Origin of the sequence: Blastococcus carthaginiensis, from assembly GCF_030731085.1 — a bacterium.
Taxonomy (GTDB): Bacteria; Actinomycetota; Actinomycetes; order Mycobacteriales; family Geodermatophilaceae; genus Blastococcus; species Blastococcus carthaginiensis.
Genome location: NZ_JASNFN010000003.1, coordinates 100,113 through 107,016 on the forward strand (window position 1 = coordinate 100,113; position 6,904 = coordinate 107,016).

The following is a 6,904-nucleotide window of genomic DNA, read 5'->3' on the forward strand; positions in this document are numbered from 1 at the left end:
AACCGGCAACGGGGTGGTGCCACGGGACCTGTGTCCGCGACCCCTTCGCCCCATCCCCGCCCCGCACCGACGTTCATGGATCCGTAATACGGCCCCGAGGGGTCCGGCGAATCAGCCGACGGCGTCCGGCGACGGCGGCGCGCTGCCGCCCTCGGGGGCCTCCCCCGTCATGAGCGCGGTGATCGCCGCGCGGTCCGCGGGCGAGGGCAGGCCCCACTCCGGCTCGTAGTCGTACACCTCGCGCAGCGGCGAGGACGTGGTGCGCCCGGTGAGCACCTCCACCGACCCGGTGTCGATGAGGCCGGGGTGCGCGACGCCGCACGCCTCGGACACCTTCACCAGGTCGCGGCGCAGGGTGCTGATGTAGTTGGCCGCGCGCACCGACTTCAGCTCCGGGTCCAGGCCGCGGGTCAGCCACGCGTTCTGGGTCGCCACCCCGGTCGGGCAGGTGTCGGTGTGGCACTTCTGCGCCTGGATGCAGCCGATCGCGAGCATCGCCTCCCGGCCCACGTTCACCATGTCGCAGCCCAGCGCGAAGGCCACCACCGCGTTGTCGGGCAGCCCGAGCTTGCCGGCACCGACGAACACCACGTCCTCGGCCAGCCCCTTGCGCGCGAACGTCGCGTAGACCCGGGCGAAGCCGAGCTGGAACGGCAGCGACACCGAGTCGGTGAAGATCAGCGGTGCGGCGCCGGTGCCGCCCTCCCCGCCGTCGACGGTCACGAAGTCGACCCCGCGGTCGCCGGCCGCCATCAGGTCGGTCAGCTCCTCCCAGAACGCCATGTCCCCGACGGCGGACTTGATGCCGACCGGCAGCCCGGTCTCCGCGGCCAGCAGCTCCACCCAGTCCAGCAGGCTGTCGGCGTCGGAGAACTCGGCGTGCCGCGAGGGGCTGATGCAGTCCACGCCCTCGGGCACCCCGCGCGCCGCCGCGATCTCCGCCGACACCTTGGCCGCGGGGAGCACGCCGCCGAGGCCCGGTTTCGCGCCCTGGCTGAGCTTGATCTCCAGCGCCCGCACCGGCGCCCCGGCGACGAGGTCCTTCAGCCGGTCCAGGTCGAAGCGGCCGTGCTCGTCGCGGCAGCCGAAGTAGGCGGTGCCGATCTGGAAGACCAGGTCGCCGCCGTGGCGGTGGTGGCGGGAGACGCCCCCCTCCCCCGTGTTGTGCAGGCAGCCGGCCAGCGCCGCTCCCCGGTTGAGCGCCTCCACCGCCTGCGCCGACAGGGAGCCGAAGCTCATCGCGCTGATGTTCACCACCGACGACGGCCGGAAGGGGGCGGCCCGGCCGCGGGCGGCCCCGAGCACCTTGGCGCAGGGCAGGTCGACGTCCTGCCCCGCGTGCACGTCGGTCGCCGGCACGGCCGGCCCGAAGGTGCGGTGGTTGATCACCGGGTAACCGGCGGTGAACTCCAGGTCGTTGTCGGTGCCGAAGGAGAAGTAGTTGTTGGCCCGCTTGCTCGAGGCGTAGACCCAGCGCCGCTGGTCGCGGGTGAACGGGCGCTCCTCGTTGTTGCCGGCGACCAGGTACTGGCGCAGCTCCGGCCCGATCGACTCCAGCAGGTAGCGGGCGTGCCCCACCAGCGGGTAGTTGCGCAGCAGCGTGTGCTCCCGCTGCAGCAGGTCACGGACGGCGACGGCGGCGAGCGCGCCGAGGCCGGCGGCCGCGGCACGTGGGAGGAGCGGCATGCCCCACTATGGCGCGCCCGGGACCCCCGCGCAGGAGGTGCCCCCCGCCGGCCGCCGTCAGAGGAAGAGGCTGAGCACCAGGGCCAGGAGGAAGCCGATCGTGCCCAGCAGCGTCTCCATCACCGTCCAGGTCTTCAGCGTCGTCTTCTCGTCCATCTGGAAGAACCGGCTCACCAGCCAGAAGCCCGAGTCGTTGACGTGCGAGAGCACCGTGGCGCCGCCGGCGATGGCGATGACGACCAGCGCGAGGTCCACCGTGCTGAGGCCCTCGCTGGCCTCCACCACGGGGGCGATCAGGCCGGCCGCCGTCGTCAGGGCCACCGTGGCCGAGCCCTGGGCCACGCGGATCAGGGCGGAGATGACGAAGGCCGCCACGATCACCGGCAGGCCGATGTCACCCAGGACGTCGGCCAGCGCCGCACCGATGCCGCTGGCCCGCAGCACGCCGCCGAACATGCCGCCGGCGCCGGTGATCAGGATGATCGCGCAGACCGGGCCCAGGGCGCTGTTGAGCACCGACTCCACCTCGGCGCCGCTGTCGCCCCGGCGGCGCCCCAGCACCCACATCGCCACGAGCACCGTGATCAGCAGCGCGATCGGGGTGGCCCCGATCAGCTGCCCCCAGCGGACCACCAGCGACTCCTCGTCCACGGTGCCGTTGGTGGCCAGCGTGGTCAGCCCGGTGTTGAGGAAGATCAGCACCATCGGCAGGAGCAGCAGCGAGACCACCGTGCCGAAGCTCGGGGGCGCCGGCCGGGTCGCCGTCGCCACCCGGTCGGGACCGGTGGAGGCGATGCCCGGGGAGCTGCCCTCGACCGAGGGGTCGGGCGCGTTGTCGGCGGTGCCCGCCCCGGTGGACAGGATGTCGGGGACGGGGAGCACGAACTTCTTCCCGGCCCAGAGCCCGAACAGGTAGCTGCCGAGGAACCACGTCGGGACGCCGATCAGCAGGCCGAACACCAGGACCAGGCCGATGTCGGCGCCCACCAGCTCGGCCGCGGCGACCGGCCCGGGGTGCGGCGGCACGAACGCGTGCATGACGGCGAAGGCGCCGGCCACCGGGAGCCCGTAGGTGAGCAACGAACTGCCCAGCCGGCGGGCCACGCTGAACACGATGGGCAGGAAGACGACCAGGCCGGCGTCGAAGAAGATCGGGAAGCCGAACAGCAGCGCCGCGACGCCCAGGGCCAGCGGCGCCCGCTGTTCACCGAAGCGCTGGATCAGGCTGTCGGCCAGCACCTTCGCGCCGCCGCTGTGCTCGAACAACCGCCCGAGCATCGCCCCGATGCCCACCAGCAGCGCGACGCTGGCCAGCGTGGACCCGAAGCCCGTGGTCATGGTGGTCACCACGTCCTCGAGCGGCACCCGTGCGGCGAGCGCCACCGCGAAGCTGACCAGGACGAGCGCCAGGAAGGCGTGCAGCTTCACCTTCATGATCAGGAAGAGCAGGACCGCGACCGCGGCCGCGGCGATCAGCAGCAGCGGGCCGGCGCTGAGTGCCGGTTCGACGTCGGTCATGGGTCCTCCGCAGGGTCAGGTGGGTGTGGGCGGCACGTCGTCCAGGGCGTCGAGCGTGGTCAGGACGTCGGCCAGGGCCGTGGTGGACCGGTCGACGAGGGGGCGCAGCTGCCGGTACACCGCGACCGCGTCCGGGTCGGGCAGCACCGGCTCGTGGACGGCGACCAGCGCGGTGGCGGCCGTGAGGTCGGGCAGCGCGCCGAGGGCGTGCCAGCCGAGCAGGCAGGCGCCGAGGCCGGTGCCCTCGGGGGAGTCGGCCACCCGCACCGGCAGGTCCAGGGCCGCGGCCAGCGTGCGGATCCACAGGGGTGAGGCGACCGCGCCGCCGGTGGCGCGCACCTCGCGCACCGGCACGTCGGTCGCGGCGAAGGCGTCGCGCACCAGCGCCAGCTGCTGGCAGACGCCCTCGACGGCGGCGCGCACCAGGTGCGGGCGGCGGTGCTCGCGGCGCAGCCCGAGGTAGGCGCCGCGCATCCCCGAGCGCCACCACGGCGCCCGCTCGCCGAGCAGGTAGGGCAGGCACAGCAGCCCGGAGCTGCCGACCGGCACCGCCGCGGCCTCCTCGAGCAGCCGGGCGTCGAGGTCGTCGGCGGCCTCCCCCACCGGGCCGTCCGCATCCCCGGGACCGGCGGCCAGCGCCTGCGCGGCCCAGCGCACCACCGACCCGCCGTTGTTGATGGCGCCGCCGACGACCCAGGCGTCGTCGGTGAGCGCGTAGCAGAAGAGCCGGCGGCCCGCATCCACCGTCGGACGGGGGACGACGACGCGCATCGCCCCGCTGGTGCCCAGCGACACGGCCGCGACGTCCGAGCTGACCGCGCCGACGCCGAGGTTGGCCAGCACCCCGTCGGAGGCGCCGACCACCACGGGCAGGCCGGGCGGCAGACCGGTCGCGGCGGCCACCTCCGACCGCAGGCCGGGCAGCACCGCCGTCGTCGGCAGCACCTCCCCCAGCTGGCCGGGGCGCACGCCGGCGATGCTCATCGCCTCCTCGTCCCAGCGCCCGCCGCGGATGTCGTAGAGGCCGGTGGCCGACGCGCAGGACCGGTCGAGCACGTGCCGGCCGCCGCAGAGGGCGGCCACCACCAGCTCCTTGACCCCGCCCCAGCGGGGCACGCCGGCCACCCGCGTGGCGTCCTCCGCGCGTTCCCACGAGAGCTTCACCAGCGGCGACATGGCGTGCACCGGGGTGCCGGTGCGGGCGTGCAGGTCGGCGGCGCGACCGTCGGCCACCAGCGCCTGGGCCCACTGCGCGGCGCGGTCGTCGGCCCAGGTCACCACCGGGCCCAGCGGGCTGCCCTCGTCGTCCATGGGCACCAGGCCGTGCATCGCCGCGCTGAGCGAGACGGCGACGACGGTGTCACCGCGGTCGCGGGCCAGGGCGGCGACCTCCCCCAGCGCCTCGACGGCGGCCGCGGTCAGCCGCCCGGCGTCGAGCTCGGCGCGACCGGGGGCGGGGACGAGCAGCGGGTAGGCCACGCTGGCGACGTCGCGGACGCGGCCGTCGGTGCCCGCGGTGACCGCCTTCGTCGCCGTGGTGCCCGAGTCCAGCCCGACCACGACGTCCACGGGCACCCCCTCACCGGCTCGTCCGCTGGCCGCATCGTGCCCGTGCACGAGCGGAGCGGCAACAGGCCGTTCCGGTCAGCCGGCCGAAGGGCCCCCGCGCAGCCGCTGCCGGACCGCGGCGTGCAGGGGCTGCAGCACCACGCCGTCCCGGGCGAGCCGGGCTCGGAGCTGCTTGCGGTGCCGCACCACACCGGCCAGCCCGATCGCCCAGAACAGGTACTGGACGGAGAACGCGGCCCGGAAGGCGTCCAGGTCGTAGGCGGTCGAGGCGCCCGGGGTGAGCAGGTCCAGCACCGCCCCGACGGCCAGGATGGTCAGCAGCGAGGCCACGAAGCCGCCGACGTTGACCACGCCGCTCGCGCTGCCCTGCCGCTCCACCGGGTTCTCGGTGCGGGCGTAGTCGAAGCCGATCATCGACCCGGGCCCGTTGGTGCCCAGGACGACGACCAGCAGCACGAGCAGCGGCAGCGGGGCACGGCCGGGCCACAGGAGCACGAGGGTCCAGGCGCTCGCCGTCGCCGCGAGGATGCCGAAGACCAGGACCGAGCGGCGCAGCGGCCACCGGGCGCAGAGCCGACCCAGCGCCGGGCCCACACCCATGCCGACCAGCACCAGCAGCGTGAGCAGGGCCGCCGCGATGCCCGGCGAGAGGCCCTGGCCGACCACCAGGAAGGGGTAGCCCCACAGCAGCGCGAACACCGTGCCCGAGAACTGGGTGACCAGGTGGGTGTAGAGGCCGATGCGGGTGCCGGGCTCGGCCCAGGTGTCGGCGAGCCCCCGGCGCAGCTGGGCCAGGTCCGGCACGGCCGGGCGGGCGGTGCCGTCGGGCGCGTCCCGCAACGCGAGGAGCACCAGCAGCGCGACGAGGGCACCGGTGGCCGCCGCCCCCAGGAAGGTCGCCGTCCAGGAGGTGGTGTGCAGCAGGGTGACCAGCGGGTAGGCCGCGACGATCGAACCGACCTGCCCGAGGATCCCGGTGAGCTGGGTGATCAGCGGCGCGGCCGACCCGGGGAACCAGAAGGAGACGACCCGGAGCACGCTGATGAACGTCATCGCGTCGCCCGCGCCGACGAGCACGCGTGCGGCGACCGCGGTGGGCACGTCACCCGCGAGCGCCAGCACCAGCTGCCCGGCCGCCATGGTCACCGCGCCGGCGAGGATCATCCGGCGGGATCCGAAGCGGTCGAGCGCGACGCCGACCGGCACCTGGAGGCCGGCGTAGACGGCCAGCTGCAGCACGAGGAACAGCGACACCGCGGAGGCGCCGGCCGAGAAGCGTTCCTGCGCCTCGACGGCGGCCACGCCGAGCGACGAGCGGTGGAAGACGGCGACCGCGTACGCCAGCAGACCCACGGCCCACATCGCGTAGGCGCGGCCCGACGGGCGGGCGCGGTCGACGGAGGTCACCTGAGGAGGACACCACGGCCGTCCGCCACCTTCCCGGGCGGCCGGTGAGTTCGCTCACCCCCGGCCGTGGGCACCGCCTGCTGCCGGTCGGGGTCGGCCCGCTGCGGCTGCGGCGTGCCCGGGCCGCGCCCGCGATGACCGCCGGCCGGGTGGCACCGGCCCGGGCGTGATCGACACCGCTGCCCGGGACGACTACTCCCGTGCCGGTCAGGGCAGGAGCAGGCCGTCGCCGGCCGGCGACCCACTCCCGGCCGGCCGCAGCCGTCCGTCCCCGAGACGAGAGGAGCGCCGTCCATGGCGTCCGTCATCCACTACACGATCGCGACCGAGGCCGAGAAGAGCCCGGACTTCCGCCGGGTCCTCTGGACCGGGAAGAACACCCAGCTGGTCATCATGACCATCCCGCCGGGTGGTGAGATCGGCGAGGAGACGCACGAGGACATCGACCAGATCCTCACCTTCGTCAGCGGCATCGGGAAGGCCGTCGTCTCCGGCAGCGAGAAGAACGTGGCGCAGGGCGACCTGGTCGTGGTCCCCGCCGGCACGAAGCACAACTTCCTCAACACCGGGGAGAACCCGCTGGTGCTGTACACGGTCTACGGCCCGCCTGAGCACGCCGACGGCGCGGTGCACAAGACCAAGGAGGAGGCCGACGAGGCCGAGGAGTCGGGCAAGGACGAGCCGCCGACGTCCTGACCGGACGCAGGACCACCGGCCGTGGCCG

Annotated in this window: 6 protein-coding genes; 2 read left to right on the forward strand and 4 right to left on the reverse strand. The window is 74.6% G+C overall.

Annotation, left to right across the window (positions count from 1 at the left end):
- Positions 1-111: 111 nt before the first annotated feature.
- From QOZ88_RS05015 to QOZ88_RS05030, 4 genes are all read right to left on the reverse strand, one after another.
- Positions 112-1,686: an FMN-binding glutamate synthase family protein gene (locus QOZ88_RS05015; protein WP_305998695.1), complete on the reverse strand. Its 1,575-nt coding sequence runs from the start codon at positions 1,684-1,686 to the stop codon at positions 112-114.
- Between the two features lie 57 nt (positions 1,687-1,743).
- Entirely contained in the window at positions 1,744-3,204 is a 1,461-nt protein-coding gene (locus QOZ88_RS05020) for a GntP family permease (protein ID WP_305998696.1), read from the reverse strand.
- A 15-nt stretch (positions 3,205-3,219) separates the two neighbouring features.
- Entirely contained in the window at positions 3,220-4,773 is a 1,554-nt protein-coding gene (locus tag QOZ88_RS05025; RefSeq protein WP_305998697.1) for a gluconokinase, read from the reverse strand.
- Positions 4,774-4,848: 75 nt separating this feature from the next.
- The gene (locus tag QOZ88_RS05030; RefSeq protein WP_305998698.1) at positions 4,849-6,180 is read right to left on the reverse strand and encodes an MFS transporter; all 1,332 of its coding nucleotides are present in this window, start codon (positions 6,178-6,180) and stop codon (positions 4,849-4,851) included.
- 44 nt (positions 6,181-6,224) lie between these two features.
- Between QOZ88_RS05030 and QOZ88_RS05035 the strand changes: the two genes are divergently transcribed.
- Together QOZ88_RS05035 and QOZ88_RS05040 are read left to right on the forward strand one after the other, a co-directional pair.
- Positions 6,225-6,350: a hypothetical protein gene (locus QOZ88_RS05035; protein WP_305998699.1), complete on the forward strand. Its 126-nt coding sequence runs from the start codon at positions 6,225-6,227 to the stop codon at positions 6,348-6,350.
- Between the two features lie 124 nt (positions 6,351-6,474).
- Positions 6,475-6,876, forward strand: coding sequence for a cupin domain-containing protein (locus QOZ88_RS05040; RefSeq protein ID WP_305998700.1), 402 nt, complete (start codon positions 6,475-6,477; stop codon positions 6,874-6,876).
- The last annotated feature ends 28 nt before the right edge of the window (positions 6,877-6,904 follow it).

Excerpts from the sequence above, each read along its gene's own strand:
- QOZ88_RS05015 (WP_305998695.1), bottom strand. The coding sequence starts at position 1,686 with ATGCCGCTCCTCCCACGTGCCGCGGCCGCCGGCCTCGGCGCGCTCGCC.
- QOZ88_RS05020 (WP_305998696.1), bottom strand. The coding sequence starts at position 3,204 with ATGACCGACGTCGAACCGGCACTCAGCGCCGGCCCGCTGCTGCTGATC.
- QOZ88_RS05040 (WP_305998700.1), top strand. The coding sequence starts at position 6,475 with ATGGCGTCCGTCATCCACTACACGATCGCGACCGAGGCCGAGAAGAGC.